Origin of the sequence: Streptomyces sp. YS-3 (assembly GCF_045257485.1) — a bacterium.
Classification (GTDB): domain Bacteria; phylum Actinomycetota; class Actinomycetes; order Streptomycetales; family Streptomycetaceae; genus Streptomyces.
Genome location: NZ_JBJHPC010000853.1, coordinates 1 through 2,140, shown reverse-complemented (window position 1 = coordinate 2,140; position 2,140 = coordinate 1). Strand labels below are relative to the sequence as shown.

Annotated in this window: 2 protein-coding genes; both read left to right on the top strand. The window is 76.3% G+C overall.

Annotation, left to right across the window (positions count from 1 at the left end; all coding sequences use genetic code 11):
* Positions 1-1,430 (top strand): FAD-binding oxidoreductase (locus ACJA3G_RS35560; RefSeq protein ID WP_406557160.1); only part of this gene is annotated, 1,430 nt, incomplete at its 5' end.
* Positions 1,427-2,068 carry an NADPH-dependent F420 reductase gene (locus tag ACJA3G_RS35555; protein WP_406557159.1) on the top strand — a complete coding sequence of 214 codons (642 nt, stop codon included), beginning with the start codon at positions 1,427-1,429 and terminating at the stop codon, positions 2,066-2,068. The genes ACJA3G_RS35560 and ACJA3G_RS35555, both read left to right, overlap by 4 nt.
* The last annotated feature ends 72 nt before the right edge of the window (positions 2,069-2,140 follow it).

The window sequence follows — 2,140 nt, the reverse complement described above, 5'->3', positions numbered from 1 at the left end:
AGGCACCCACCGTGCGATCCGCCGTGCAGCACCCCCCGCACCTCCCCGCCGACCAGGTCGCCGCGCTCGCCGCCGCCGTCCGGGGGCCCGTCCTCCTGCCCGGCCAGAACGGTTACGCCGAGGAGGGCGCGGGCTTCAACACCCTGCTGGAGCACCGCCCCGCGCTGGTGGTGGGCGCGACCGGGGCGGCGGACGTGGCGGCGGCGGTCCGGTTCGCCGCCGGTCACGGGCTGCCGGTCGCGGTCCAGGCCACCGGCCACGGCGCGGCCCGGCCCGCCGACGGCGCGGTGCTCGTCTCCACCCGGCGGATGACCGGGCTGCGGATCGCGCCGGACCGGGGCACCGCGCGGATGGCCGCCGGGGTGCTGTGGGAGCAGGTCGTCCACGAGGGCGCGGCCCACGGCCTGGCCCCGCTCAACGGCTCGTCCCCGCTGGTCGGCGCCGTCTCGTACACGCTCGGCGGCGGCCTCGCGGTGATGGCCCGCACCTTCGGGTACGCCGCCGACCACATCCGCAGCCTGGACGTGGTCACCGCCGACGGTGTGCTGCGCCAGGTGGACCCGGAGCGGGAGCCCGAGCTGTTCTGGGGGCTGGGCGGCGGCAAGGGCAACTTCGGGATCGTCACCTCGATGGAGATCGGTCTGATGCCGGTGCCCCGGCTGTACGGCGGGGCGCTCACCTTCGACGGGGCGGCGGCCCCGGCCGTGCTGCCCGCCTGGCTGGACTGGACGGCGTCGGCGCCGCGGGAGATGAGCTCCTCGCTGGCGCTGGTCCGCTTCCCCGACGACCCCGCGCTGCCCGGCGAGGTCCGCGGCCGGTTCGTCGTCCAGGTGCGGATCGCGTTCACCGGCACGGCCGCCGAGGGCGCCCGGCTCGTGGCGCCGCTGCGGGAGTCGGGGCGGCGCGTGCTCGACACCGTACGGGAGATGCCGTACGCGGACGTCGCCTCGATCCACGGCGACCCGACCGAGCCGTACCCGTACCACGAACGCACCATGATGCTCGGGGAACTGGACCGGGCGGCGGCCGGGCGCCTCCTCGCGGTGGCCGGGCCGGACTCCGGGTGCTCGCTGGGGCTGGTGGAGCTGCGTCACCTCGGCGGGGCGCTGACCCGGCCGGTGCGGCACGACAACGCGGTGGGCAACCGGGACGCGCGCTTCTGCCTGCTCACGGTCGCCCCCGGCGGCCCGCGCCCGGCCGGGCAGGGACAGGACGACCTGCTCCTGGAGCGCCTCGCGCCCTGGGCGACCGGCGGCAGGTACCTCAACTTCCTGGACGCCTCGGCCGGTGACGACCACGTCCGGGCGGCCTTCACCCCCGAGGCGTACGCCCGGCTCGGCGCGCTCAAGGCGCGGTACGACCCCGCCAACATCTTCCGCGTCAACCACAACATCGCCCCGGCGGCCCTGGCGAGCGAGGTGCCGGCGTGAGAATCGGGGTGATCGGCGCGGGGCCCATGGGCCGGGCCGCGGCACGGCAGTTCGCGCTGGCGGGCGAGACCGTACGGCTCACCGACCGCTCCCCGGAGCGCGCGGTGCGGGCGGCGGCGGCTGCGGGCGCGGGCACCCGGGGCCGTGTCGAGGCCCATGACATCGACGGCGTCCTGGAGGCCGACCTCATCACCCTCGCCATGGGCAGCGAGGACACCCTCGCCTTCGTCACCCGGCACCGCGCAGCGCTCGCCGGGAAGATCCTCATCGACACCACCAACCCGGTGGAGGAGGCCGGGGCGGCGGCGCTCGGCCGGGCGGGCCCCAGCATGACCGAGCTGATCGCCCGGGCCGCGCCGCAGTCCTCCGTGGTCAAGGCGTTCAACACCACCTGCGCGGCCACCCTCTTCGCCGGCCGGGTCGACGGCGCCCACCTCGACGTGTTCGTGGCGGGCGACGACTACAGCGCCAAGATCCCGGTCATCGAACTGATCGACCGGGCGGGGCTGCGCGGCCTCGACGCGGGCGATCTGCGCAACGCGCACGTCCTGGAGCAGATGGCGCTGCTGTGCATGGAACTCATCGAGCGGCTCGGTCTGGGCCGCGACGCGGGGATCAAGCTCCTGCCCGACGGGTGAGGGGCCCCGCGCCCGCGCCCCGTCCGTATCCGTATCCGAATCCGCGCCCGTGTCCCGGCCGGTCCCGCCCCC